Source organism: Bordetella holmesii (genome assembly GCF_020735985.1).
GTDB classification, from domain to species: Bacteria; Pseudomonadota; Gammaproteobacteria; order Burkholderiales; family Burkholderiaceae_B; genus Bordetella; species Bordetella holmesii.
In genome coordinates, this window is sequence record NZ_CP085973.1 from 1,836,024 (window position 1) to 1,861,755 (window position 25,732).

Genomic DNA, 25,732 nt, shown 5'->3' on the forward strand with positions numbered 1-25,732 from the left:
GTTGCATGGTAGCGCAAGCCACGCGCGGATGGTTATCCAAACGCAAAAGCCCTGATTTCGGTCGGAAATCAGGGCTTTTAATTTGGTTGCGGGGGCAGGATTTGAACCTACGACCTTCGGGTTATGAGCCCGACGAGCTGCCAGACTGCTCCACCCCGCGTCTGATGAAACGAATCATACACCATTTCTGAATATGCTGCAGCGCACGCAGCACATAGGGCCACAGAACTGGTTGTGCACGCAAATAAATGATCCGGCAGTCTTGCTCTGCACGCAGACTCACCACGCCCCCCTCATGGAAATAATGGGTTTCTCCTGCCCGCAGGGCGGCGGCTACATCGCCGCACCGCGCTCCCGCGCCGGCACGCGGTTCGCCGACGGTCACCCAACCCTCCAGGCAGATGATGCGGTCGCCGGAACGGGCGTAAACGTTGTGGGTGCCGCCACCGGAAAGCGATTGTAAAGAGGTCGATGACATGGACTGGACTCCGGTGAATCAATGGCATCCAGACTACGCGGGTGCTTCCTGCCGCAACAGACACACATATGACTAATCTGTTCCGCAACAGCGAGCACTCAGCCCTTCTGTTATGGTGGTTTTCCCGCTGCACTGTGCCTGTGCACGCTGCTACTTGCGCGACATCATCGAAACCATGCATGCCCAGCCGCTTTACCAACGCCTTGCCGAGTACTATCGTGCCGCCATCCAGTCGGGCGCGTTACCGCCTGCCGCGCGCATTCCGTCCGTGCGCACCATGGTCCGCACGCATCAAGTCAGCTTGAGCACGGCGCTGCAGGTGTGTCGCCGACTGGAGGACGATGGACTTGTCGAGGCGCGTCCGCGCTCCGGGTATTTTGTGCGCCGCAATGCTGCCCCGCGCCTGGCGCCTGCCACGGAGCCAGACATGCGGGCCGCGGCAGATCCGGCCCAATATGTGGGCATCCACGACCGCGTCTCCAACTTCGTGGCGCTATGTGAACAGCACACGTTATCCATCAATTTTGCATTGGCCGCCGCCGAGCCCGCAGCCTATCCGCATCATGCGCTCAGGCAGGCGATGAGCCGCGCTTTACGCCTGAATCCGGAATTGCTCACCAGCCGTGCTCCCCCACGCGGTGCGGAGCCTCTGCGCCGTGTGCTGGCGCGCCGGGCCATGGATTGCGGAATCCGCGCCACATCTGACGATATTGTCGTCACGCACGGCTGTATTGAAGCGCTCAATCTGGCGTTACGCGCGATCGCCCAACCCGGCGATACGATTGCCGTAGAGTCTCCGACCTACTTTGGGCTGCTGCAGATTTTGGAGAGCCTGGGTCTACGAGCCCTGGAAATCCCAACCAGTCCGCAACGTGGGCTGTCGGTCGAAGCGCTGGAGCTGGCCTTGCGCACACAACCTGGCATACGCGCGGTCGTCGTCGTGCCCAATTTGCAGAATCCTCTCGGCTGCGTCATGCCTGACGCCGACAAACAGAGGCTTCTGCACGTCTGCGTGGAAAGTGGGATCGCCCTCATCGAGGATGACACGTACGGTGCGCTGGCCGACGGCGGTCCGCAGCGAGCGATCAAGCATTGGGACGCGGCGGGCAATGTCATTTACTGCTCTTCCTTGCACAAGACCCTGGCACCCGGCATGCGTCTGGGCTGGATCATGGGCGGGCGCTGGCACGCCCGTATCGACATGATCAAGTTTGCGCAAAGCAGACCCAACGAGGCAGCCGGCCAGTTGGCTGCCGCAGCCTATATGGCCACCAAAGCGTTTGACCGCCACCTTGTGCGCCTGCGTGGCCAGCTCACGCGCCAACGCCAACATGCCGCGGACACGATAGCGCGCGAGTTCCCGCCAGGCACTCGTTTGAATCTGCCGCCAGGCGGCATGCTGCTTTGGGTTGAGTTGCCGCAAGGCGTATGCGGCACCGCGGTGTTTGAAGCCGCATTGCAGGCCGGGATACGCGTGGCGCCCGGCACCATGTTCTCGAACTCCGGTCGCTACGATCACTATCTGCGGCTCTCATGCGCCGAAGCGGACCCTCGCAAGGCCGAACAGGCCATCGCCAAGCTCGCGATGATTGTCATCTCGCTTCAGAAATGACCCTGCCTTGCAAGCCATTGATGAATAACGCAAATGCCGAATTTTCGGCCACCTATCCCAAGGCTTATCCACAAAACCAGTGGATAACTTTTGCTGCGGCAGATGCTTATTTCAACGCCGCCTGCACCATGTCTCGCACACTCTCGAAACCAGCCATATATTGCGGGTTCTCGGATCGCGCCAACAGCGTGGAGTAGTTTTTTTCGAGTTGAGCCTCTATCGCCTCTTTCAAGCCGGGCGACTCTTTGACCAGGTGCAGGGTTGCCGCCAAGGTAGCGTTCAGTGCGTCGATGCGTCCGCCCTGGTGCGAGACGGTGTGCACGATGACCGCGATCTGTTCCTGAATATCCATGCCATACCTCTGACGAAGACACCGCATGCGCGGTTAATGGCCGGATGCTAGCACGACCGAATGGCGCTGGCGTGGACCTGCGGTGGCATAAAATACCGGCATTGCAGCCCTGTTTCGGAAATCGACATGCTTCCTCGCTCTGCCTTGCCGCTATGCCTGCTGACGCTGCTCACCGCCTGCGGAGTCAGTAGCGAAATCAAAGCTGTCGACAAAGACCGCTATCAAATTCGCTACAACGCCGGCGCCAAAGCCATGACCTGGGTTGAAATCAAAAACCAGGCTCGGCAACAAGCCGAAGACTATTGCGGCCAGAAGAACCAACGCTATGCGCGCCCAGAGGTCAGTTCCAACCACGCCACAGGCCTTATGCCCAAGGAAGCGGTGGTCACCTTCAGTTGCGAGGACAAGCCCGCTGCCGCCGCCGGAAAGTAAGGGTTCAGCCTGCTTGCAGCCGCGCCGACGTCAGACCGTGCACCACGATGCGGCCGGCCTCGGCCAAGACGCGCTCACGCTCAGGCAGCGGCAGGGGTGACTCCGTCAGATAGGCGCTGATAACGACCGGCCCGGCAGACGGCGGCCACGCGATACCAATGTCATTGCAGGTACCGTGTCCACCTGCCCCCGTTCGATGCCCGAAAGTCCATGCGGCGGGCAAACCTGCCCTCAGACGCCCCTTCCCGGTCTGGCAATGCAACAATCCGTCGCGGACACGTTCGCGCTCGGGCCCGGGTAGAGCATCACCCAGAACCAGTTGGCGCAGATTTTCGGCCATGGCCACCGGTGAGGTGGTGTCTCGATCATCTCCCGGCGTGGCGTCATTGAGCGCGGTTTCCAGGCGATCCAAACGCGTGACGGCATCGCCCAGGGACCGGGCGTAGGCCGTGACCCCGGGTGGCCCACCTATGGTCGACAGCAGCAGGTTGGCGGCGGTGTTGTCGCCGACCACCAAAGCGGCATCACAGAGTTGACCAAGCGTCATTCCCTCGTTCAGGCGCTGTTGAGTAACCGGCGAGTGCGCCACGATATCGGCCGCACTCAGGCGCATCGGGCGAGACAGATCATCCTCACCGCGCGCCACGCGTGCCAGGACGGCGCCTACGGCCAAGACCTTGAACGTGCTGCACAATGCAAAGCGTTCGTCGGCGCGAAACCCCGTCGTATAACTGACCTGCCCCCAGATTTAGTACGGCACCGACATAGAGCCCAGGGGTAAAAGACCTTCTTTCTGATGAGCCTGCACGAATTGCGCCGGCGTTAAATATCCGAGCGCGCTGTGAGGCCGATCGGTGTTGTACTCGACTCGCCAGTTTTCGATCAAGCTTTTAGCCTGTCGCAGGGACAAGAACCAGTGCTCGTTAAGGCATTCGTCGCGGAACTTGCCGTTGAAACTTTCGATATAAGCGTTCTCCACCGGCTTACCCGGCCGAATAAACGACAGCTTTACGCCTGCTTGGTAGGCCCAGGCGTCCAAGGCTCTTCCGGCGAACTCTGGCCCGTTGTCCACGGTAATAGATCGCGGCAGGCCACGCATCTCCGCCAGCCGTTGCAGCACCATGGCAACACGCAGTCCCGGCAACGACGTATCGACCTCGATGGCCAGGCATTCGCGAGTGTAGTCATCGACGATAGTCAAACAGCGGAATCGGCGGCCATAGGCTAGGCCGTCGGCCACAAAGTCCATTGACCAACTCTGATTCGGCGCGATTGCCGCTGGGCGAACCACGCGCTCGGTCGCCGCGATTCGCTTACGCTTTCGTTTTCGCACGCTTAACCCTGCCAGACTGTACAGCCGCCAGATTCGCTTGTGATTTGCTTGCCAGCCTTCGCGACGTAAGAGCACATGGATCCTCCGATAGCCGTAGCGTCGTTTCTCCACTGCCATCTCTTTCATGCGCTCGGTCAGCGCAGCATCGCCTGAGCGTGTGCTCTCGTAGGCAAACAGCGACCGCGAAATTCCTACCAGCCCACAGGCCCGGGTAACACCCATGCTGCGCTCGGTCATTAATGTCCTGACCGCCTCGCGTTTGGCCTGCGGGCTGACTACTTTCGGCTTAGCAGATCCTGAAGCGCCGCCTTGTCCAGCATCGACTCGGCCAACAGCTTCTTGAGCTTGTTGTTCTCCTGCTCCAGCTCCTTGAGCCTCTGAGCGTCCGACACCGTCATGCCACCGAACTTCGCCTTCCAGTTGTAGTACGTTGCCTCGGAGATTCCGTGCTTGCGGCACAACTCTGCGGGCTTGGCACCTGCATCGGCTTCCTTGAGCACGCCGATGATTTGCTCTTCCGTAAATCGTTTCTTCATTGCCATTCCTTTGGGAACGGACTCTACATCGATTTCGTACTAATCACGGGGAGCAGGTCAAAGCCTATGGCGAGGCGATGCTGGAGCTACGTGCAAGAAAAAAATTGCAGCCCCTGCTGGGCGAGGGTAATCCCCCCCCTTCTTAGTGATTGCCAGAAGTAGGAACGCTATGCGGCCATGGCTAGCCGCTGTTTAGGGGTGTAGCCGCCCAGTGCCATATTCGGGCGTTCGTGATTGTAAGACCACATCCATTCGGTCGCGGCGCGCTGCACGTGATCCAGGTCTTCCCAGTGGTACTGAGACAGCCACTCGTAGCGCACGGTCCTGTTGAATCGTTCGACATAGGCATTTTGCTGTGGCTTGCCTGGCTGGATGTATTCGAGCTTGATACCCCATTGCCCAGCCCACTTGGTAATAGCGTCGCTTAGATATTCCGGTCCGTTGTCGCAGCGGATCGCCAGAGGTTTTCCCCGCCAACCGATAATCTGCTTCAAAGATCGGATCACGCGCTCGGACGGCAGCGAGAAGTCGATTTCGATGCCCAGGGCTTCTCGATTGAAGTCGTCGATCACGTTGAACAATCGGATGCTTCGGCCATCGGTCAGCTGATCGTGCATGAAGTCCATCGACCATACATGGTTGAGTTGGTTTGGCACGGTCAGCGGCTCGGGCGCTTGGCGCACCAGACGCTTGCGCGGCTTGATACGAAGATTCAGCTCCAGATCCCGATGGATGCGGTAGATCCGCTTATGATTCCACGAGTAGCCTTTGACGTTGCGCAGATACAGGTAGCACAGCCCGAACCCCCAACTGCGGTGGCTGTCTGTAAGCCTCATCAGCCAGTCTGCAATCTCATCGTTCTCGGTGCTGCGCTTGCAGACGTACCGGTAGCAGGTCTGGCTGATGCCAACCACCTCGCAGGCCAGGCGTACTGAAATGCCTCGCTCGCGCACCATGTGTTGGGCCATCTCGCGTCGGCGAGATGGCCTCACCACTTTTTTTCGAGTGCCTCCGCTCGAAGTTCAGCTTTGAGCCTCTCCTCGACATACATCTTGCGAAGCCGCGCGTTCTCGGCCTCCAGCTCCTTCATCCGCGACATCATTGACACATCCATGCCGCCGAACTTGGACCGCCATTTGTAGAACGTTGCTGAACTGATTCCCAGCTCGCGGCACAACTCGGGCACTGCCAAGCCTGCCTCGGCCCGCTTAATCGCTTCGATGTCAGCGCCGATGTAATACTGACCCACCGCGTCGGAGTAAATCTGACCCACCTGGGCGATGATGGCGGCCTTTTGGCCGCCGACAATGTTGACTCAGGAGCAAGCAGTGGAGATCAAGGTAATGGCGCGTCGTGGCGTCAGCATTCGGGAGATGGCCAAGCAGCTGGGCTGCTCACGCAACACGATCAGGCGGTATCTGCGTGAGGCTGGTGCCCAGCAGTACAAGCCCCGCGAGGCACGGACCACCAAGCTGGATCCGTACAAGGACTATCTGCACGGGCGCATCGAGGCGGCCCGGCCGCACTGGATTCCAGCAGCCGTGCTGCTGCGGGAGATTCAAGAACTGGGCTACCCCGGTGGTGTAACGCAGCTCAAGGAGTTTCTTGGCGGCTACAAGCACCAGGAGCCTGAACCGGTCGTTCGTTTTGAGACGCCGCCTGGCAAGCAGATGCAGGCCGACTTCACCCACATCCGGCGCGGCCGTGATCCCTTGATGGCCTTTGTCGCCACGCTGGGATACAGCCGTTCGAGCTGGGTGCGGTTCACCACCGATGAGCGCGCCGACACTTGGTTCGGATGTCTGCGTCAGGCCTTCATCTACTTCGGCGGCGTACCCCAGCACGTGTTGTTCGACAACGCGGGCGCCATCATCACCGAGCGCGATGCCTACGGCCCCGGCCAGCATCGCTGGCACAACGGGCTGTTGGCCGTCGCCCAGGAGTTCGGCTTCACCCCGCGTGTGTGCCAGCCTTATCGCGCCAAGACCAAGGGCAAGGTCGAACGCTTCAACGGATACCTGAAGGGCAGTTTCTGTGTCCCGTTGGCCGCGACCCTCAAGCAGGCTGGCCTGCGCTTCGATGTGACGGCAGCCAACGCGCACGTCGGTCGCTGGCTCACGGAGGTGGCCGATCAGCGGCTGCATGGCACCACTCGGGAGAGACCCGCTAAGCGGTTGCAGGAAGAGCGCCTGGCGCTACTGCAGTTGCCTGCGCAACACGGCATGCTGGTGCCGGCCACGTCTCACCGGCCTGTGCCGCGAGAGAGCTTCCAGCACCCGCTGTCGGTCTATAACGAGTTGCTGGAGGTGCGAGCATGAACCTTCAACACAACCGCATCGAACAGATCTGCGATGTCCTGAAGCTGGAGCGTATCGGCAGCGAGTGGCCCGCCATGGCCCAGCAGTGCGCCCGCGAAGACGCCAGCCATGGCGACTTCCTGGAGCGCCTTCTGGGTATTGAGAACGACGCCCGGATCGAACGCCAGCGCGCCGCCCTGATGAAGATCGCCACGCTGCCCTCGGTCAAGACCATCGAAGACTATGACTTCGCCTTTGCCAGTGGTGCGCCGCGTGCCCAGATCCAGGAACTGGCGGCCCTGAGCTTTATCGAACGGGCTGAGAACGTGGTGTTCCTGGGACCCAGCGGCGTGGGCAAGAGCCACCTGGCGCAGGCATTGGCGTACCGCGCCGTCATGGCGGGCATCAAGACCCGGTTTCTGACTGCCGCCGACCTGATGATGCAGTTGGCCACGGCCCATAAGCAGGACCGGCTGCAGCAGTACTTCAACCGCGCCATCATCGGGCCGCGCCTGCTGGTGATCGATGAGATTGGCTATCTGCCCTTCGGGCGCGAGGAAGCAAACCTGTTCTTCAACGTGGTGGCCCAGCGCTACGAGCGTACCAGCATCATCGTCACCAGCAATCTGCCCTTCAGCCAGTGGGCCTCGTGCTTCTCTGAGGATCAGACGCTGACCGCTGCCTTGCTCGACCGCCTGCTGCACCACGCCCATATCGTGCAGATTGCCGGGGAAAGCTACCGGCTCAAGGACAAGCGCAAAGCAGGAAACATCAAGATCAGGAACTAGGTTTTTGAACGCCGGGGTGGGTCAGTTTTACTCCGACGATTCCGACGAAAGTGGGTCAATTTTCAACCGGCGTTGACACTTCGATGATCTAGCTGTCCGTAAATCTCGACTTCTTCATGCGGTAGAACTCCTCAACGAGAAAATTCTACTTCTGACCTCACCGCTTTTGCGGGGGGATTACCCTCCTGGCGGAAGCGGCCATTGAAGGATTCGCACTGCGCATTGTCCGTCGGCTTGCCGGGCCGGCTGAAGTCGATTTCCACGCCGTTTTCGTATGCCCATTTGTCCATGGCTTTGGAGATGAACTCGCTGCCATTATCGGTTTTGATGACGCGCGGCAAGCCACGCAGTGCGCATACGCGTCCAAGCGTCGCCACCACATCGCCACCCCGAAGGTTTTGCCCAATGTCGATGGCCAGGCACTCCCTGGAGTAATTGTCGACCAGGGTCAGGGCACGCAAGCGACGGCCATCGAATAATTGATCCATGACGAAGTCCATGCTCCAGATGTCATTGATGGCTTGCGCAACCGCTTCGGGTTGGCGACGCTGTGCCGACTTATTGCGCTTGGGGCGCTTGTGCCGCAAGGACAAGCCTTGTTCTCGGTACAAACGGTAGACCCGTTTGTGATTGTCTCGATAGCCTTCTCGGCGCAGCATCACATGTACACGCCGGTATCCGTAGTGAACCCGCGTGTGCGCTATCTCGCGGATTCGCATGACCAGCACGCCACTGTCGCGTCGACACGATTCGTAGCGATACAACGACCGGGAAATCATGACTGCGGCGCATGCCTTGGTCACCCCGACGCCGTAGCGTTTCATCAGATCGTCCACGAGTACGCGGCGCCGCGAAGGCTTCAGAGCTTTTTTGCCAGAACGTCCTGCAGTATAGCCTTGTCCAGCGACAGGTCCGCAACCAGGCGCTTGAGTCGATTGCATTCCTCTTCAAGCTGGCGAAGTCGTCGCAGCTCCGAGGGACCGAGCCCCCCGCCCCGCTGAGTCAGCCAAGCGATCTGGCTAAGCGGGGGCCGAGAGAGGCTGCAGCCCCGATTAGGGCCTTGCCCCTCCCCGTCAATCAATACTGGCCCATGTAATCCCGCTTGCCGATCTCAACGCCGTTATGGCGCAGGATGGCGTAAGTCGTGGTCACGTGAAAGAAGAATTGCGGCAGGCCGTAATGCAGCAGATAGGTGCTGCCCGTCAGTATCCTTTCCTTGGGCGTGCCGGGGCGCAGCACGATCTCACGTGTGTCGCTTTGCGCAAACTGCTCGGGCGTGAACGATTCCACATGAGCGAGCGTCTTGGCGATGAGAGCTTGCAGGTCGGCAAAGCTCGTCTCGGTGTTCTCCCAGACCGGGACGTCGGCGCCGGCCAGGCGCGACGAGATGCCCTTGGCGAAGTCGGCGGCGATTTGCACCTGGCGGATCAGGGGAAACATGTCGGGAAACAGGCGGGCGCCCAGATAGGCGTCGGGGTCAATGTTCTTGAGCGTTGCCTGGTCTTCGGCTTTCTTGAGCACATCGGACAAGGCCGACAGCAATTGCTTGAGAACGGGAACGGAGCTGTTAAAGAGGGCAGAAGTCATGGACGTCTTTGCGCGGGAGGGCAGGCACGGGATGCGCCTGCGTGTGGAGGAAGACTAACAGCAAAGCATGACGCGTCGGCGCGGCCGGGCCGGCCGCGATGGAGAATTTGTCTGTGGCTCGCGAGTGGAGACGCCTGACTGGTGCACGAGGCCTGTCTGGTTCGGTATTAGTCATACTGCTCAGGCGGGGCTGACAGCCGATGGTCGCTGCCGCCCTAAGCGCCGTTGGAGACTAGGCGTTTCCGACCCTAAGCGGGAGTTCTCAATGACGAACTCCGAGGAGGCTGGGAGTGGCAAGTCGGTACGGCGTATTCGGGAGCGAGGCAGGATCCTGCCGTGGTACAGAAGATAGGAAAAAACCGTCGCAGACGGTTTGGCAATATCGCGTGCAATGGAGCTCATCGGTGTCCCTTTGCGTCACTGCCCTGCCCGACATCCGGCCCGAACAGATCGTTCAGTACGGCTCCAAACTGCAACCGTCATCCACCGCCCAACCTCGGAATTTCGAGGCAACACCCACCCATGCGTGCGCTGGAATCCACACCAATACACGGCCATCCGCCCGCAGGTTGCCCCATTGAGCCCAGAAGCAAAAAAGGCTAGCCGAAGAATACGGCTAACCCTTTGATATATATGGTCGGGGCGGTGGGATTCGAACTCACGACCCTCTGCTCCCAAAGCAGATGCGCTACCAGGCTGCGCTACGCCCCGAAGGATGCAGACTATACCAGAAGCTGGCGCCCTGCCGTAGCCCGCAAGGCGGGTTTTTCATACTTGGCGTAAAAAAATCCCGCAGAGAGGGGGTTTGGAAGGCATAGGATCCCGGATCAGCCGAAACGCCCAGTGATGTAGTCCTCAGTTTCTTTGCGAGTGGGCTTGACGAAGATCTGGTCGGTGGCGCCGAACTCCATCAGTTCGCCCAGATACATGTAGGCCGTGTAGTCGGAGCAACGGGCGGCCTGTTGCATGTTGTGGGTGACGATGACGACGGTGTACTCGTGCTTGAGCTCCGCAATCAGTTCTTCGATTTTCGCCGTGGAGATCGGGTCCAGGGCAGAGCACGGTTCGTCGAGCAGTAGCACTTCGGGTTTGATGGCCACGCCGCGCGCGATGCACAGGCGCTGTTGCTGGCCGCCCGATAGACTGTTGCCGCTCTGATGCAATTTGTCTTTGACTTCGTTCCAGAGCGCAGCCTTGGACAGGGCCCATTCGACCCGCTCGTCCATTTCTCCCTTGGACAACCGCTCGAACAGACGCACGCCGAAGGCGATGTTGTCGTAGATGCTCATGGGAAAGGGCGTGGGCTTCTGAAAGACCATGCCGACCTTGGCGCGGATGAGGGAAATGTCGGTCTTGGAGGTCAGCAGGTTTTCGCCGTCCAGGATGATTTCGCCTTCGGCGCGTTGACCTGGATAGAGTTCGAACATGCGGTTGAAGGTTCGCAGCAGCGTGGACTTGCCGCAGCCGGACGGTCCGATGAAGGCTGTGACCTTGTTCTCGCGGATCGACATGTTGACGTTACGGATCGCGTGGAATTTGCCGTAGTAGAAGTTGAGGTTCTTGACCTCGATCTTGGACTTCGCGGCTTGTGCAGTGTTTTCCATGTTTTTTCCTAGTGCCGATGCGCTGACTTACGACTTGCGGAACATATTGCGGGCGAGGATGTTGATCCCCAGCACCAGCAGGGTTATCAGCGTAGCGCCGGCCCAGGCAAGGTTGTTCCAATCCTGGAAGGGGCTGGCCGCATATTGATAGATGACCACTGGCAGGTTGGCCATGGGTGCGTTCATGTTCCAGGACATGAACTGGTTCGACAGCGCAGTAAACAGCAGCGGCGCGGTCTCGCCGGAGATGCGGGCGACGGCCAGCAGCACGCCGGTGATAATGCCCGTGCGGGCGGCGCGATAGCAGACCATGGTGATCATGCGCCATTTTGGGCAACCCAGCGCCGCGGTGGCTTCGCGCAAGCTGTTGGGCACGAGCAGCAACATATTGTCCGTGGTGCGCACGACAACCGGAATGACGAGAATGGACAGTGCCAGCGCACCGGCCCAACCGGAGTAATGGCCAACCTGGGCCACGTAAACGGCGTAGATGAAAAGGCCGATGATGATCGATGGTGCCGACAGCAGTACATCGTTCAGAAAGCGGGTCGCGGGAGCCAGCCAGCCGCGCTGGCCGTACTCGGCCAGATAGGTGCCAGCAAGGATGCCTACGGGCGTGCCGATAAGGGTTCCCATGCCGGCCATCAGCAGGCTGCCTACGATGGCGTTGATCAGCCCACCGCCCTGCCCCGGAGGCGGGGTGATTTCCGTGAACAGGGTGTACGACAGCGCCGGCGCACCCTTGGCCAGCAGGGTGAAGATGATCCAGAACAGCCAGAACAGGCCGAACAGCAACGCACCCAACGACACTGTGAGCATGCAGCGGTTGACCACGCGGCGGCGCCGGTAGACGCCGTTATTCATGTTGAGCAAGGATTGAGCCATGTGTATTCCCGCGATCAGGTTTTGGTGCCTTCGGCGGCCGACAGACGAACCAGCAACATCTTGGCCTTCGGCGGCCGACAGACGAACCAGCAACATCTTGGCCAGCGCCAGCACGACAGTGGTGATGAGGAACAGGATCAGCCCCAGTTCCAGCAACGCGGATTTCTGGATGCCGCCGGCCTCGTTGAATTCGTTGGCCAGCGCCGAGGCGATGGAGTTGCCTGGCGAAAACAGCGAGCCCGACCAGTTGAACGCGTTGCCGATGACGAAGGTCACGGCCATGGTTTCGCCCAGCGCGCGACCCAGACCCAGCATGATGCCGCCGATGACGCCCGATTTGGTAAAGGGCAGCACCACTCTCCACATCACTTCCCACGTCGTGCTGCCCAGACCGTAGGCGGACTCTTTGAGCATGGCAGGCACGAGTTCGAAGACGTCGCGCATCACCGCGGCGATGAAGGGGATGATCATGATCGACAGGATCAGGCCTGCCGTGAAGATGCCGATACCGAATGGTGGGCCGGCAAACAGACCGCCTATCAGGGGAATATTGCCCAGCGTGGCGATCAGCAGCGGTTGCACGTATTGCTGGAAGACCGGCACGAAAACGAACAGGCCCCACATCCCGTAGATGATGGACGGAATGGCCGCCAGCATTTCGATGGCCGTGCCCAGCGGGCGGCGCAGCCAGGTGGGAGACAGTTCGGTCAGGAAGATGGCGATGCCAAAAGACACCGGGATGGCAATGGCCAATGCGATGCAGGACGTCAACAGCGTGCCGATGATCGGCACGACGGCGCCGTAGTTCTGCTGAACCGGATCCCAGTCATTGAGCCAGAGAAAAGACAGGCCGTACTTGGCCAGCGATTCGCGGCTGCCGTAGATAAGAGACACCATGATCGCCGCCAGCAGAATGAACACCAGGAAGGCGAACAGGCGGGTCAGGTTCTTGAAAAGCGCATCCATCAGCGCGTTGTTATTTTGCTTCATAGGAGAAGGCGTGCCGGAGGTGGGTTCCGCCTTGCCGGTCGGCAGCGGCACACTATTATCCATTACCGCGCTCATGGAGAGGCTTTCCTTTAGACGCCACAACGGGGAGAGAGAAAGTCAGGGACAAGCCCGGGCGCGGTTGCACACACGCAGCCCCCGCCGTGTCGGCGGGTACCGCGCCCGGGTACTTGTTGGATCAGTAGACCGACTTGCCGTCAGCGCCCTTGACGTTTTTCCAGGCGCCGCGGATTTCGTTGGTCACGGCGTCAGGCAGAGGCACGTAGTCCAGAGCGGCGGCCGACTTGGCGCCATTCTTGAAGGCCCAGTCGAAGAACTCGAGCACCGACTTGCCCTGGGCAGGCTTGTCCTGCGTCTTGTGGACCAGGATGAAGGTCACGGCGGTCACGGGCCAGGAGTCAGCACCCGGCTCATCGGTCAGCACCACGCCCATGCCAGGCGCGCTCTTCCAGTCGGCGTTGGCGGCAGCCGCGGCAAAGGCCTTCTGCTCGGGCTGGACGAACTTGCCGTCCTTGTTCTGCAGTTGGGTCCAGGCCAGCTTGTTCTGCTTGGCGTAGGCGTACTCGACGTAGCCGATGGAGTTCTTCAACTGGCCCACGTAGGCGGCGACGCCTTCGTTGCCCTTGCCGCCCTGGCCGGTGGGCCACTTGACGGCCTTGCCTTCGCCCACGGTGCTCTTCCAGTCAGGCGACACCTTCGACAGGTAGTTGGTCCAGCCAAAGGTGGTGCCCGAACCGTCCGAACGGTGCACGACGACGATGTCGGCCGAAGGCAGCTTCACGTCGGGGTTCAGTGCCTTGATGGCGGCATCATCCCACTTCTTGACCTTGCCCAGGTAGATGTCGGCCAGGACCTTGCCGGACAGCTTGAGCTGGCCCGGGGTCACGCCGTCGATATTCACCACGGCAACCGTGCCGCCGATGACAGCGGGGAACTGCAGCAGACCGTTTTGCTCGAGATCTTCTGCCTTCAGGGGATCATCCGAGGCGCCGAAATCGACGGTCTTGGCCTTGATCTGTTGCTGACCACCGCCCGAACCGATCGATTGGTAGTTGACGCTGTTGCCGGTAGCGGCCTTGTAGTCGGAAGCCCACTTGGCGTAGATGGGGTACGGGAAAGAAGCGCCGGCGCCGGTGATATCGGCAGCGTGCACGGCAAAAACGGAGGCGCTCAGCGCCACACCGATGGAAACTTGCTTGAAGACACGTTTGAACATTGCTGGTTCCTTCTGTGCTCTTGGGAAAAGGCTTGCGGGCTGATTGCCCGTTCTCGACTGACAGACGGAATCTTAAGCACTCAAAATGACAAGATAGTGACAGTCATATTCGCCATTCTGTAACTCGCAAGAGGGGTCGCTCCCCATATCGCCCGGCTACGCTGCCCAATGCAGCAGGGGCGCTTGCGCGCCCCTGCTCCTCATCCTTGCGACCTGGGTCTAGCCCAGCTTTTCCATGAGGTATTTATGCACATTAAAGGGTTCCCGCCGGCTTTGTACACGGGTGTAATCGCCGTTGGCACGCTGCTGCCAGGACAGCTGGTTGTCACGCAAGGCGTAGGTAAAGGCCTCCGCGATGACGCGTTTCTTCAAAACCTTGTCATAGATCGGAAACGCCACCTCGACGCGGCGGAAAAAGTTGCGATCCATCCAATCGGCCGATGACAGATAGGTCGTTTCTTGGCCGTCGGCGTAAAAGTAAAACACCCGCGAATGCTCAAGAAAGCGCCCCACCACCGAACGCACACGGATATTCTGCGACAGCCCTGGTACGCCGGCTCGCAAGGCGCACACGCCGCGCACGATGAGGTCGATTTTGACGCCGGCCTGGCTGGCTTTGTAGAGTTCCTCGATCACCTGCTCTTCAAGCAGCGAGTTCATCTTGGCCATGATCCGGGCACGGCGCCCGGCCTTGGCCGCGCGCGCTTCGGCACGGATCAGCTCCACCATGCCCTGATGCAGCGTAAAGGGCGATTGCAGCAACGCCTTGAGTTCGCGCCGCGCTCCCAGGCCGGTCAACTGGCCAAACACCTTGTCCATGTCTTCGCACAACCGGGGGTCGGCCGTCAGCAGGCCAAAATCGGTATACAGCCTCGCCGTGCGGGGGTGATAATTACCGGTGCCCAGGTGGGCATAGCGGCGCAAGCGCCCTTTTTCACGGCGCAGCACCAGGGCCATCTTCGCATGCGTTTTATGCGCCACCACGCCGTAGACCACGTGAGCACCCACCTCTTCGAGCCGGGCGGCCCAGTTGATGTTGGTCTGCTCATCGAAGCGGGCCATCAGCTCCACCACCACCGTGACCTCCTTGCCGGCGCGTGCGGCGGCCAGAAGGATCTGCATCAACTCCGAATCCTCTCCGGTACGGTAGATCGTCTGCTTGATGGCCATGACATCCGGGTCCAGCGCGGCGGCGGTCAGGAAGTCGATGACGGGCTGAAAGGACTGATAGGGGTGGTGCAGGAGGCGGTCGCGCTCGGCGACGGCGGCGAAGATATCGGCCGGCTTGTCTCCGATACGCGCAAAAGGCGCCGGCACTGCCGCCTGATAGGCAGGAAACAACAATTCCGGGCGCGTGGCCACATTGCACAACTGCATCAGGCGCGACAGATTGACCGGGCCATTGACGCGATAGGTATCGACCGGCCCGAGTGAAAACTCACGCTGCAGAAACGTCTCGAGCTCGGGCGGGGTGAGCTTGTCGATTTCCAGGCGTACCGCGGCGCCGAAATTGCGCTGCGACAACTCGCCCTGCAAGGCGTGGCGCAAATTGGTGACCTCCTCTTCGTCCACGAAGAGGTCACTGTTGCGCGTGACGCGCCATTGATAACAGCCCAGCATCTGCAGGCCGGGAAAGAGCTCTCCGACGAACGCGCGCAACAAGGAGGTCAGAAGGATGTAGCCCTCCGGTTGGCCAGACAGCTCTGCGGGCATTTTGATCAGGCGCGGCAAGGCGCGCGGCGCCTGAACCACGGCGATCGAAGCCTGGCGTCCAAAGGCATCCGCGCCTGACAGCGCCACGATGAAATTCAGGCTCTTGTTGTAGACACGCGGAAAGGGGTGGGCCGGATCCAGTCCAATAGGCGTGAGCAACGGCATGACGTCGCGGATGAACACGTCATACGCCCAGGCCTGTTGAGCTTCGTTCCATTCCGATGCATGGTGCAGCGTGATGCCCTCACGATGCAGCCGGGGCAGGATCTGGTCGTTGAGCAGGTCGTACTGACGCGCCACCAACCGGTGCACGGCTTCCTGCACCTCATCGAAAGCCTGATCGGGCGTGCGTCCATCCGGCCCCAGGACACCGGGGCTTTGGCGCTGCTGCTCTTTGAGGCTGGAGATGCGGATCTCGAAGAACTCGTCCAGATTGGAGCTGACGATACACACGTAACGCAGGCGCTCCAACAGGGGCGTGGCAGGGCTCTCGGCCATCGCCAGCACGCGTTCGTTGAACTTGAGCAACGACAGTTCGCGATTGAGCAGCAAGGGTTCGTCAACCGAACGGATGGGCATACCGGGTTCCATACAAATTAACAGCCTCTGGTTTTACTGCAAAATCGTGACGGTTCCATGACGACGGCCTTTGGCATAGCGTACGCCAAAATCGGGACGCATAACAGCCGCCCTTGCGGGAAGTAAAATCTGCCCCTGGCCGCCATTGTCATATGGGATCTCTATAATTGGGCCGATTACCGTCTTACCTGCGAGCACATGGACCATCTTCTGGCCGCCGTGGACCTGGGGTCCAATAGTTTCCGCCTTTCCATAGGCCGCGTTGTCCAGCAGGACGGCGTGGCCCAGATTTACCAGATCGACCGTCTGAAAGAGACGGTGCGCCTGGCCGCCGGCCTGGGACAGGACAAGATTCTCGGTCCCGATGCCATCGACCGGGCCGTCGGCGTACTGGAGCGTTTTGGCGAGCGTCTACGCAGCTTTCATCCCAACCGGGTGCGCGCCGTGGCGACCAACACCTTCCGGGTGGCGCGCAATACGCCAGATTTCCTGCCTCGTGCCGAAGCGGCGCTGGGTTTTCCGATTGAAGTCATCGCCGGGCGCGAAGAGGCGCGGCTGATTTTCACGGGCGTCGCGCACAGTTTGCCCCCCTCGCCCAACAAGCGCCTGGTCATCGATATCGGCGGCGGCTCCACCGAAGTCATCATCGGCAAGGGGCTAGACCCCAACCTGATGTCTTCGCTTTATATGGGCTGCGTCAGTTACAGCCGCCAGTTCTTCCCCGACGGCCGGGTCGACGGCAGCGGCATGAAACAGGCAGAGATCGCCGCACGCCGCGAAATCGAAGTCATCGCCAAGCAATACCGGCGCATGGGCTGGAAGGAAGTCTATGGGTCTTCCGGCACGGCCAAGGCCTTGTTTGCCATTCTGACCGAATGCGGCTTTGCCAAAGCCATCACCGCGGCGGGCATGGCCAAGCTCAAGGACAGAATCATCCGCTCGGGCAAAGTCGTGCCTTCGGAACTCCCCGGCATCAAGCTCGAGCGCGCAGACGTCCTGCCCGGTGGGCTGGCCATCATGAGCGCCTTGTTCGACGAGCTGGGCATTGACACGATGTACACCGGCGACGGCGCTCTGCGCCTGGGGGTGCTCTACGATCTAATCGGCCGTGACGACCAGCATGACAAGCGCGACGAATCGGTGCGCCAGTTCATGAAGCGCTATCACATCGACGTCAACCAGGCCCGCCGGGTGCGGCAGACGGCGCTGTCGCTATTCGATGAGCTCATGCCCGACGGAGCCGAACGCGCCGAACTACGCAACGCCATCGGCTGGACGGCCGACCTGCATGAAGTGGGCTTGTCCATCGCGCACAATGCGTATCACAAGCATAGCGCCTATGTCCTCGAGAACGCCGATATGCCCGGGTTTTCGCGGGCGGATCAGCAGTTGCTGGCTTTGCTGGCACTGGCCAGCCAGGGCAAGCTGACCAAGGCCGAACCCCTGGTGCGTAGCCGCGGGCAATGGATCGCCATCCTCTGTCTGCGCATGGCGGTATTACTGCTGCGCCGCCGCGAAGACACTCCCCTGCCCTTCAAGCTGCGGATCCAGGGCACGCATATACAGGTCGAAATCGCTCGCGACTGGCTCGATAGCCACCCGCTCACGGACTTCACCTTGCAAGGCGAAGTCTCAGAATGGCGCAAAGTCGGTTTCGCGTTCGAGTTGCTTGAGCGCTAGCCTGACTGGCCGGGTAGCGCGCCGCACGAAACGGATTTTCCAGCGGCGCAATACCCGGCGCATGATCAGCGCGTCCCCGTGGGGCGCAGTTCAGCCGGCGGCTCGACCAGGCCGAAGTGACGTTTGTAGCGCTCGTCCATCATTTCCATGTCCATGAACACCGGAAAGTCGGCGGCGTTGAAATCCGGATCCCAGGCAGGCTCGCCACACACCCGGGCACCCAGCTTCAGATAGCCCTTGATGAGCGGCGGCACGCGCGCCGGCAAGGGGCTGTCCAGACGTTCGACCGGGTAGCGATGCAAAGGCGCCACACGAGGCTCACCTTCGCCCGGGAGACTTTTGCAGACCGTGCGCCAGACTTCCGCGGCGGTCACACCGTCGTCGCGCAGGCTGACGCTGGCGCAGCCCAGCGCATAGCGGTAGCCGCCACGGCGCAGATACTCGGCCAGCCCCGACCAGAGCAACATGATGACGGCACCGCCCCGGTACTCCGCATCCGTGCACGAGCGCCCCAATTCCACCACTTCGTGGCGAAGCGGGCCCAGTCCGCTGAGATCGAACTCCGACTCGGAGTAATAACCGCCGGCTTCGCGAGCTTTCTCGGGCGTGAGGATGCGGTAGGTGCCGACGACCCGTCCGGTGTCCAGTTCGGTGACCATGAGATGCTCACACCACTGGTCAAACCTGTCCTGCTCTATGCCGTCATGGGCATCGGGAAACACCGCCCCCATGTCCTGCGTGAAGACTTGATAGCGCAGACGCTGGATCTGCTCGACTTCCTCGGGAGTGCGGGCCAGGCCCACGGCCAGCGTGCGCTGGCCCGTACCGGCCCAGTTTCCGCTGCCGTCGGTCGTTTTATCCAAGCGGGCTAGTTCAAGCATTGCGCGGGGCTCCTAAATTTGCTGCAAGTGTGGACGCGCGTCATGTCAGTTTTCTGACCAAAATGTTACTTGACTATGAAGTTTACGCCGCCCGCGTAAAGTGCGCAGGAAACGGATTGTTTTCATATAGTTACAACAACGGCCCGCTCGGAGGCGGGCCGTTGTTCAGGGCCTTCGCTGGGATTCAGGCCAGGCTTGCGGCCAATTTCTCGGCACTGGCCTGAGCCAGCGCCTCGTCTTGCGCTTCGACCATCAGACGCAGCTTCGGTTCAGTCCCCGATGCGCGGATCAAGACCCGTCCGCGCCCGGCCAACTCAGCCTCCACCGCCTCGCGGGCAGCGGCCAGCCCCGCATGGGTTTTCCAGTCCATACCGGGCTTGAGGGGCACGTTGATCATCACCTGCGGATACATCCGCAAATCCGTCACCCAGTCGGCCAAGGCGGTTTTGTTGGCTTGCAAGGCGCCCAGCACCTGCAGGGCTGCAATAGTCCCGTCGCCCGTGGTGTGGCAATCCAGGCACAGCAAGTGGCCCGAACTCTCGCCGCCGTACTTCCAACCCCGAGCCAGCAGTTGTTCGAGCACATAACGGTCGCCCACGTTGGCCCGCTCAAAGGCCACGCCCAAGCGGCCCATGGCCAGCTCGAAACCGTAATTGGTCATCAGCGTTCCGACCACGCCCTCGACCTTGCCACGTTGCATGCGATCGCGCACGATGGCGTAGAGCAGCTCGTCGCCGTTATAAATCCGACCGCTGGCGTCGACCATCTGCAGGCGATCGGCGTCGCCGTCGAGCGCGATGCCGTAGTGCGCACCGCGCGCCTTGACCTCGGCGGCCAGGGACTCCGGATGCAGCGCACCCACACCCTTGTTGATGTTAAAGCCATCCGGCGAGACACCAATGGCATGAACCTCGGCCCCCACTTCGCGAAACACATGCGGCGCGATGTTGTAGGCCGCGCCATTGGCAGCGTCGATCACCAGTTTCATGCCGCGCAAATCCAGCGTGGATGGCACGGTGCTCTTGCAGAACTCGATATAGCGCCCTTGCGAATCCGACATGCGGCGAGCGCGCCCCAGCTCTTCCGAGCGGACGCATCCCAACTCTTCATCCAAGGCCGCCTCGATCTCCGCTTCCACATCGTCGGGCAGCTTGGTGCCCTCAGCCGAGAAGAATTTGATGCCGTTGTCCTGGTACGGGTTGTGCGAGGCACTGATGACAATGCCCGCCACCAGACGCAGCGTGCGCGTCAGGTAGGCTACGCCCGGCGTAGGGATAGGGCCGGCGAGCAACACGTCGATACCTGCCGCCGACAACCCGGCTTCGAGGGCGGACTCGAGCATGTAGCCGGAAATGCGCGTGTCCTTGCCGATAAGCACTTGCGGGCGTCCGCCGACCCGATTGGCATTGCGGCGCACCAGCACGCGACCGGCGGCATAGCCCAGGCGCAAGGCGAAAGCGGCATTGATCACCGGGCCGCCGACTTCACCACGCACCCCATCGGTGCCGAAATACTTACGTTGACTCATGAGAGGAGGGCTCCTTGTTCGGCCGCCTGCCAGACCTTGAGCGCGTCGACGGTGGCAGCCACATCGTGCACGCGCACGATCGAGGCCCCACGCGCCACACAGGCCAGCGCGGCGGCAATGCTGCCGGGAAGGCGCTCGTTGATCGGGCGTCCGGTGGCCGCCCCGATCATCGATTTACGAGACAGCCCGATGAGCAGCGGATAGCTGGAGACACGCAGGCTGGCCAGCCTGCGCAGCAGTTGATAGTTCTGGTCCATGGTTTTGCCAAAACCGAATCCAGGATCGAGCACGATGCGGCGTGGATCGACCCAGGCCGCTCGCAAACGCTGGGCGCGTGCACCCAGAAACACGCCAATCTCGCCCATGAGATCGGTGTACTCAGGAGCATCCTGCATCGTGCCGGGCTCGCCCTTCATGTGCATCACGCACAGGCCGCAACGTGACTGAGCCACCGCCTCGATAGCGCCAGGCTGACGAAAACCATAGATATCGTTGATCATGTCGGCGCCCGCGTCGAGCACGGCACGCATGACCTGGGGCTTGAAGGTATCGATGGACAAAGGCAGGCCGCAATCGCGCAAGGCTTCGATCACAGGCAGCAGGCGCCGCAGCTCTTCGTCGGCCGGCACAGCCGGCGCGCCTGGCCGCGTGGACTCGCCACCCAGATCCAGGATGTGAGCACCCTCTGCAATCAGCCTGCGGGCATGTGCGATAGCCGCATCGGCATCGTCGTGCTTGCCCCCATCCGAAAACGAATCGGGAGTGACATTGACGATACCCATAACAAGCGGGCGCTCGAGATCCAGCTCAAAGCGCCCGCACAGAAAAGAATTTGCCATGTAAAAACGTGCAGGGACGACCGCGGATTACACCGCCGCGGCCGTATTGCCCCCGGTCGCCACACCACTGGGCGGCGTATCCTGCGAATCCGACGGACCCTGGGGGGGCTTGGGCGGGCGCGGCGGACGGCCTTCAATGATGTCGTTGATCTGGTCGGCGTCGATGGTTTCCCAATCGAGCAGCGCGCGGGTCATGACTTCGACCTTGTCGCGGTTGTCTTCCAGAATCTTACGGGCAATACCGTACTGCTCATCGATAATGCGGCGGATCTCGTTGTCGACCTTTTGCATGGTCGCCTCAGAGACGTGGGTGGTCTTGGTGACACTGCGTCCCAGGAAGACCTCGCCTTCGTTGTCGGCATAGACCATGGGGCCCAGCTCGTCGGTCATGCCATAACGCGTGACGATGTCGCGGGCGATGGCCGTGGCGCGCTCGAAGTCATTGGACGCGCCAGTCGTCATCTGATCCATGAAGAGCTCTTCGGCGATACGGCCGCCGAACAGCACTGCGATGGTATTGAGCAGGCGGCCCTTGTCCATGCTGTAGCGATCGGTTTCCGGCAACTGCATGGTCACGCCCAGCGCACGCCCGCGCGGGATGATGGTGACTTTGTGCACGGGATCCGTCTTGGGCAGCATGCGCGCAACGATGGCGTGGCCAGACTCATGGTAAGCAGTATTGCGGCGCTCTTCCTCGGGCATGACGATGGAGCGGCGCTCTGCGCCCATGATGATCTTGTCCTTGGCCTTTTCGAAGTCGGACATGTCGACTGTGCGGCCATTGCGGCGGGCGGCAAACAGCGCGGCTTCGTTGACCAGGTTGGCCAGATCTGCACCCGAAAAACCAGGCGTGCCGCGTGCCAGGATGGTGGCATCCACATTGGGCGACAGAGGCACTTTGCGCATGTGCACCTTCAGGATCTGCTCGCGGCCACGGATATCGGGCAACGGCACGACCACTTGACGGTCAAAGCGGCCCGGACGCAACAGCGCCGGATCGAGCACGTCGGGACGGTTGGTCGCGGCGATCACAATCACGCCTTGGCCCGACTCGAAGCCGTCCATTTCGACCAGCATCTGGTTGAGGGTCTGTTCGCGCTCGTCGTTTCCACCGCCCAGGCCGGCGCCACGCTGGCGACCCACGGCATCGATTTCATCGATGAAGATGATGCAAGGAGCATGCTTCTTGGCGTTCTCGAACATGTCGCGTACGCGGGCCGCGCCCACACCGACGAACATTTCGACGAAGTCGGAACCGGAGATGCTGAAAAACGGCACCTTGGCCTCACCGGCAATGGCCTTGGCCAGCAAGGTCTTGCCGGTACCGGGCGAGCCGACCATCAGCACGCCACGCGGGATACGCCCGCCCAGCTTCTGGAACTTGCTCGGGTCGCGCAGGAAGTCGACCAGCTCCTGGACGTCTTCTTTGGCTTCGTCGCAACCGGCGACATCGGCAAAAGTGACCTGATTGGTGTTTTCGTCGAGCATGCGGGCGCGCGATTTGCCGAAGCTGAAAGCGCCCCCGCGTCCGCCGCCCTGCATCTGCCTCATGAAGAACACCCAGACACCGATGAGCAACAGCATCGGGAACCAGGAAACGAAAATGCTCATCAGCAATGACGGCTCTTCGCGGGCCTTGCCGGAAACCTGTACACCGTACTTCAGCAGATCAGACACCATCCACAGGTCGCCAGGCGACGTCAGCGTATAGGCACGCCCGGTATCCGGCGTAACGTAGAGCACATCGCCCTGAACGTCGACCTTGCGGATGCGGCCGGCTTTGGCGTCATCCATAAACTGGGTGTAGCTCACGCCGTCCTGGCTCTGTGCACGTCCGTCGAACTGCTTGAATACCGTGAACAGCACCAGTGCGATCACCATCCAGACCGCAACTTTAGAAAACGAATTGTTCAAGGTCGATCTCCTGCTCTCGATTCCGACCGGCAGACCCGGCGCTCCCGCGCGCAACAACGCCCGGCCTGCAATGTAAAGTCAATAGCCCATTCTACCCTGTCAAGGCAGATTGCGCCGGTTGGCGCCCCGCGGCCTGTTACGCCCGGGCCGTTCAGGGGTGTTACCCCCTTGTTTTATTCGGCTGTATTCGTTTTCAAATCCCTCACCACGGGGTCCTTGAGATCACGCGCCACCAGAAAAGTTTCAGAGGATTTATCGCGCGAAGCCTTGGGCTTGCGCTCGACGACCCGCTTAAAACGCTGTTTGAAGGACTGGACGATCTGCGAAAACCCGCTGCCGTGAAACGCCTTGACGATCAGGGCGCCGTTGGGCTTGAGGTGCGCGCAGGAAAATTCCAGTGCCAGATCACAGACATGCTGGATCCGGGCGGAATCGGCCGATCCTACCCCCGACAAGTTGGGGGCCATATCGGAGATTACAAGATCCACGGCGTGATTTCCCACGCGTTGCTCAAGTTCGGCCAATACATCGTCATCGCGGAAGTCTCCTTGGAAGAACTCCACCCCTGCAATCGGCTCCATGGGCAGCAGATCCAGGGCGATGATGCGTCCGGCAACCACACCTCCCGCGCCAGCGAGCCGCTCGCGCACGACCTGCGACCAACTGCCCGGCGCCGAGCCCAGGTCGACGACGACATCGCCCTTTTTGAGCAATTTTTCGGTTTCCAGGATCTCGATCAGCTTGAAGGCGGCACGCGCCCGATAACCCTTTTGTTGCGCCAGTTTCACATATGGGTCATTGATGTGCTGATGAATCCAATCTTTGGAGAATTTCTTTTTAGCCATTACCGTACAATTCCAAGCATGCCTATATTAGAACTCACCTCACGCGAGCGTGGCGATCTTCGCTCCGCCGCCCACCCCTTAAAGCCTGTCGTCCTCATCGGCGACGCGGGCCTGACCGACGCCGTCCTCAAAGAAATCGACCGCGCCCTCAACTCGCACGAGCTGATCAAGGTGCGGGCCGGCGGTGAAGACCGTGATACGCGCGAGGCCATGCTCGCCAGCATCTGCGACACGCTTTCCTGCGCCCCGGTGCACCATCTGGGCAAGTTGTTCATTCTGTTCCGTCCTTCGGCCGACACGCCTGCCGAGGCGGCCGAAGCCTCCGGCAAGCGCCGCGCCAGCGAGCCACACACGCCCAAAAAGCTTGCCGCCGAAGGCAAGACGCTGGGCAAGACCCGGTCGCGCAAGCCTGCAGAAGGTGAAACACCCAAGACGGCTGCACCGCGCTCGGTCCCGTTAAACGAGAAGGGCCGTCCGATGCGCCCTTCCACGCGCAAACCTCAGGAAGCCGCCGGTCATGGCATCCCGCGCCGTTCCGGCAGCGCGCTGTCGCTACGCGACGGCGCCCGCACGGGCACCAGCGCTCGAGGCGGCCTGCAACGCGCCCGCGTCATCAAGAGCAAGTAACCGCTTTACCGCAAGCCTTCACGCTTGCCGTACTCAAAGGAGCCGCCAGGCTCCTTTTTTTATTCCCGCCTGCCGCAGCCTGTCACAAGCACCGCCCGGCAGGGCAGTCGGAACCTTCCGCGCCCCGCAGACCGACGTCGCGTGGCACACAATCCTGGTAAAACCGCGCCCCCCTGGACTCGGGACGATGAACCGGCACCTCGGAAGGGGTCATGCTTGGGCCGGTACGATCCACGAAGGGGGGCGGTTTGTTGCGCCTCAGAGGTAGCGCACGCCGATGACTTCGTACTCGCGCACGCCCGAGGGGGCTTTCACTTCCACAACCTCGCCCTCAGAGCGCCCGATCAACGCGCGCGCCACAGGGCTGGATACCGAAATCAGATTGGATTTGATATCGGCTTCCACGTCGCCGACGATCTGGTAGGTCAGGCGATCGCCGGAGTCCAGGTCTTCGATTTCGACGGTTGCGCCAAATACGGCGCGGCCTTCCGCATCGAGTGCAGTCGGGTCAATCAAGTGCGCGTTAGACAGCGTCCCTTCGAGTTCTGCAATGCGTCCCTCAATGAAACCCTGGCGCTCGCGGGCGGCGTCGTATTCGGCGTTTTCCGACAGATCACCTTGAGCCCGGGCTTCGGCGATCGCATTGATCACCGATGGACGCTCGATGGTTTTCAGCCGGTGCAGCTCTTGTTGCAAGCGCTCGGCCCCGCGCACTGTCAAAGGAATGGCAGACATGTCGTTATCCCAGCAAAAGTAGAAAACGCCCCCCAAAGAGGCGTTTCGGTGAAGGCCCAAGCCATGCTGCCGAAAGACAGTACGCGGTCGCTGCCCTGGCGGGGTCGCCCCGGGGCAGTTTGGCATATGGTCTTCCAGAGTATTGGCGGCTGGCCGCATACGGCCTGGCCGCGACACGCCCCGGACGGAAAGCGTGGCTTAAACCCAAAACAAAACCCCGGCTCGGGTCGGAACCGGGGCAGTCAATGTGTCATTGTGGTCAA

General features: G+C 61.0%; 21 protein-coding genes, 2 tRNA genes and 2 pseudogenes. 6 read left to right on the forward strand and 19 right to left on the reverse strand.

From position 1 onward, the window contains the following. Positions 1 to 83: 83 nt before the first annotated feature. Positions 84 to 160, reverse strand: a tRNA-Met gene (locus LK440_RS08780). A 493-nt stretch (positions 161 to 653) separates the two neighbouring features. Here LK440_RS08780 and LK440_RS08785 point away from each other — a divergent pair. Next, on the forward strand, positions 654 to 2,090 hold the full coding sequence (locus tag LK440_RS08785; RefSeq protein WP_025341423.1) for an aminotransferase-like domain-containing protein: 1,437 nt from the start codon (positions 654 to 656) through the stop codon (positions 2,088 to 2,090). Positions 2,091 to 2,196: 106 nt separating this feature from the next. Here LK440_RS08785 and LK440_RS08790 read toward each other — a convergent pair whose 3' ends face one another. Beyond that, positions 2,197 to 2,442: a hypothetical protein gene (locus tag LK440_RS08790; RefSeq protein ID WP_005013550.1), complete on the reverse strand. Its 246-nt coding sequence runs from the start codon at positions 2,440 to 2,442 to the stop codon at positions 2,197 to 2,199. A 60-nt stretch (positions 2,443 to 2,502) separates the two neighbouring features. On the opposite strand from LK440_RS08790, the gene LK440_RS08795 reads away from it, so the two are divergent. Continuing rightward, entirely contained in the window at positions 2,503 to 2,874 is a 372-nt protein-coding gene (locus tag LK440_RS08795; RefSeq protein WP_005013549.1) for a hypothetical protein, read from the forward strand. Positions 2,875 to 2,878: 4 nt separating this feature from the next. On the opposite strand, the gene bla is transcribed toward LK440_RS08795, so the two are convergent. The 3 genes from bla to LK440_RS08810 all read right to left on the reverse strand — a co-directional run bounded on the left by bla (position 2,879) and on the right by LK440_RS08810 (position 5,992). Further along, positions 2,879 to 3,547, reverse strand: coding sequence for a class A beta-lactamase (gene bla, locus LK440_RS08800; RefSeq protein ID WP_230580928.1), 669 nt, complete (start codon positions 3,545 to 3,547; stop codon positions 2,879 to 2,881). Positions 3,548 to 3,622: 75 nt separating this feature from the next. Next, positions 3,623 to 4,743, reverse strand: a protein-coding gene (locus tag LK440_RS08805) for an IS3 family transposase (RefSeq protein WP_370510763.1) whose coding sequence is annotated in 2 segments (ribosomal slippage) — positions 3,623 to 4,491 and positions 4,491 to 4,743 — 1,122 coding nt in all. Because the reading frame shifts where the segments join, the coding sequence is not laid out codon by codon here. Between the two features lie 167 nt (positions 4,744 to 4,910). Then, a protein-coding gene (locus tag LK440_RS08810) for an IS3 family transposase (protein ID WP_101557920.1) occupies positions 4,911 to 5,992 on the reverse strand; the annotation gives its coding sequence in 2 pieces (ribosomal slippage) (positions 4,911 to 5,746 and positions 5,746 to 5,992; 1,083 coding nt in all). Between the two features lie 58 nt (positions 5,993 to 6,050). Here LK440_RS08810 and istA point away from each other — a divergent pair. Both istA and istB read left to right on the forward strand, forming a co-directional pair. Beyond that, entirely contained in the window at positions 6,051 to 7,061 is a 1,011-nt protein-coding gene (istA, locus tag LK440_RS08815) for an IS21 family transposase (protein ID WP_025341421.1), read from the forward strand. Next, entirely contained in the window at positions 7,058 to 7,828 is a 771-nt protein-coding gene (gene istB / locus LK440_RS08820) for an IS21-like element helper ATPase IstB (RefSeq protein WP_005013542.1), read from the forward strand. The genes istA and istB overlap by 4 nt, the downstream gene beginning before the upstream one ends. Before the next feature lie 182 nt (positions 7,829 to 8,010). Here the strand turns inward: istB and LK440_RS08825 are convergent. The 8 genes and pseudogenes from LK440_RS08825 to ppk1 form a co-directional block, all read right to left on the reverse strand. Then, a pseudogene (locus LK440_RS08825) lies at positions 8,011 to 8,837 on the reverse strand (IS3 family transposase); the annotation flags it as partial. A 68-nt stretch (positions 8,838 to 8,905) separates the two neighbouring features. Then, entirely contained in the window at positions 8,906 to 9,415 is a 510-nt protein-coding gene (locus tag LK440_RS08830; RefSeq protein ID WP_005013539.1) for a DUF1993 domain-containing protein, read from the reverse strand. A 634-nt stretch (positions 9,416 to 10,049) separates the two neighbouring features. After that, a tRNA-Pro gene (locus LK440_RS08835) sits at positions 10,050 to 10,126 on the reverse strand. Positions 10,127 to 10,242: 116 nt separating this feature from the next. Then, complete coding sequence (gene pstB / locus LK440_RS08840; protein WP_005013538.1) at positions 10,243 to 11,019, reverse strand: phosphate ABC transporter ATP-binding protein PstB; 777 nt, start codon at positions 11,017 to 11,019, stop codon at positions 10,243 to 10,245. A 27-nt stretch (positions 11,020 to 11,046) separates the two neighbouring features. After that, complete coding sequence (gene pstA / locus LK440_RS08845) at positions 11,047 to 11,904, reverse strand: phosphate ABC transporter permease PstA (protein WP_005013537.1); 858 nt, start codon at positions 11,902 to 11,904, stop codon at positions 11,047 to 11,049. 60 nt (positions 11,905 to 11,964) lie between these two features. Further along, a pseudogene (gene pstC / locus LK440_RS08850) lies at positions 11,965 to 12,969 on the reverse strand (phosphate ABC transporter permease subunit PstC); the annotation flags it as partial. Positions 12,970 to 13,090: 121 nt separating this feature from the next. Beyond that, on the reverse strand, positions 13,091 to 14,128 hold the full coding sequence (gene pstS / locus LK440_RS08855; protein WP_005013536.1) for a phosphate ABC transporter substrate-binding protein PstS: 1,038 nt from the start codon (positions 14,126 to 14,128) through the stop codon (positions 13,091 to 13,093). 219 nt (positions 14,129 to 14,347) lie between these two features. Then, complete coding sequence (gene ppk1, locus LK440_RS08860; RefSeq protein ID WP_005013535.1) at positions 14,348 to 16,420, reverse strand: polyphosphate kinase 1; 2,073 nt, start codon at positions 16,418 to 16,420, stop codon at positions 14,348 to 14,350. A gap of 198 nt (positions 16,421 to 16,618) precedes the next feature. Here ppk1 and ppx point away from each other — a divergent pair, with 198 nt between their 5' ends. Beyond that, positions 16,619 to 18,100, forward strand: coding sequence for an exopolyphosphatase (ppx, locus tag LK440_RS08865; RefSeq protein ID WP_005013534.1), 1,482 nt, complete (start codon positions 16,619 to 16,621; stop codon positions 18,098 to 18,100). A gap of 65 nt (positions 18,101 to 18,165) precedes the next feature. On the opposite strand, the gene LK440_RS08870 is transcribed toward ppx, so the two are convergent. The 5 genes from LK440_RS08870 to LK440_RS08890 form a co-directional block, all read right to left on the reverse strand. Continuing rightward, positions 18,166 to 18,981: a GNAT family N-acetyltransferase gene (locus tag LK440_RS08870; protein WP_005013533.1), complete on the reverse strand. Its 816-nt coding sequence runs from the start codon at positions 18,979 to 18,981 to the stop codon at positions 18,166 to 18,168. A gap of 184 nt (positions 18,982 to 19,165) precedes the next feature. Next, positions 19,166 to 20,509, reverse strand: a complete 1,344-nt coding sequence (glmM, locus tag LK440_RS08875; protein ID WP_005013532.1) for a phosphoglucosamine mutase — start codon at positions 20,507 to 20,509, stop codon at positions 19,166 to 19,168. Then, positions 20,506 to 21,348 carry a dihydropteroate synthase gene (gene folP, locus LK440_RS08880; RefSeq protein ID WP_005013531.1) on the reverse strand — a complete coding sequence of 281 codons (843 nt, stop codon included), beginning with the start codon at positions 21,346 to 21,348 and terminating at the stop codon, positions 20,506 to 20,508. Before folP ends, glmM begins: the two co-directional genes overlap by 4 nt. Positions 21,349 to 21,375: 27 nt before the next feature. Then, positions 21,376 to 23,262, reverse strand: a complete 1,887-nt coding sequence (gene ftsH / locus LK440_RS08885; RefSeq protein ID WP_005019299.1) for an ATP-dependent zinc metalloprotease FtsH — start codon at positions 23,260 to 23,262, stop codon at positions 21,376 to 21,378. A 173-nt stretch (positions 23,263 to 23,435) separates the two neighbouring features. Further along, the gene (locus LK440_RS08890) at positions 23,436 to 24,107 is read right to left on the reverse strand and encodes an RlmE family RNA methyltransferase (protein WP_005013529.1); all 672 of its coding nucleotides are present in this window, start codon (positions 24,105 to 24,107) and stop codon (positions 23,436 to 23,438) included. An 18-nt stretch (positions 24,108 to 24,125) separates the two neighbouring features. On the opposite strand from LK440_RS08890, the gene LK440_RS08895 reads away from it, so the two are divergent. Continuing rightward, positions 24,126 to 24,734 carry a YhbY family RNA-binding protein gene (locus tag LK440_RS08895; RefSeq protein WP_005013528.1) on the forward strand — a complete coding sequence of 203 codons (609 nt, stop codon included), beginning with the start codon at positions 24,126 to 24,128 and terminating at the stop codon, positions 24,732 to 24,734. Positions 24,735 to 24,992: 258 nt separating this feature from the next. Here LK440_RS08895 and greA read toward each other — a convergent pair whose 3' ends face one another. Continuing rightward, positions 24,993 to 25,469, reverse strand: coding sequence for a transcription elongation factor GreA (gene greA, locus LK440_RS08900; protein WP_005013527.1), 477 nt, complete (start codon positions 25,467 to 25,469; stop codon positions 24,993 to 24,995). Positions 25,470 to 25,732: the final 263 nt, after the last annotated feature.